General features: G+C 43.5%; 2 protein-coding genes. One reads left to right on the plus strand and one right to left on the minus strand.

Annotated elements, in window-relative coordinates; all coding sequences use genetic code 11:
• Window positions 1-221 (minus strand): DUF2919 family protein (locus tag R7044_RS28385; protein ID WP_225456433.1); only part of this gene is annotated, 221 nt, incomplete at its 3' end.
• 144 nt (window positions 222-365) lie between these two features.
• Between R7044_RS28385 and R7044_RS28390 the strand changes: the two genes are divergently transcribed.
• Window positions 366-506 (plus strand): DUF2956 family protein (locus R7044_RS28390; protein ID WP_225456435.1); only part of this gene is annotated, 141 nt, incomplete at its 3' end.

The following is a 506-nucleotide window of genomic DNA, read 5'->3' on the forward strand; positions in this document are numbered from 1 at the left end:
AGCCACATCAATAACAGGCTTGGAATACCAATCGACAAACCTAAATACAACGTGCTGGAATCAGGATAGACCATGGACAAAAGCTTGCTGCCGCTTTCTCGGCTGACACCCGCCATTGCAAAAACCACCCAAGAGCGAGCCAGAAACATCCATCCTAGCCAAACAAGAATAGGCGCTTTCAAAAATCCATGAGCGTCATATTGGTCAAATGAGTAGCGCACAATATCGTCTTCTTAGTTTCATAAAAACGCCACTTTAACCGATCGATTCAGAGTTGCAAGCAAGCAAAGATGAGAACTAAAGTTCATTTCATCATCTTACGCAGGTAAACTAAACGCAGATTTACAGTGACGTCGATGAGAAACATGAAAAAAAGAACCCCTGCAACCCCAGTTCCTTCTCTAGAAACTCAAACCGAAGCCATGAAGATCGCAAAAGCGACACAGAAACCGGGTCAAACGAAAGAACAAACCAAACTGATTGCTCAAGGTATCGAAAAAGGCATC

Source organism: Vibrio sp. 1402 (genome assembly GCF_033340275.1).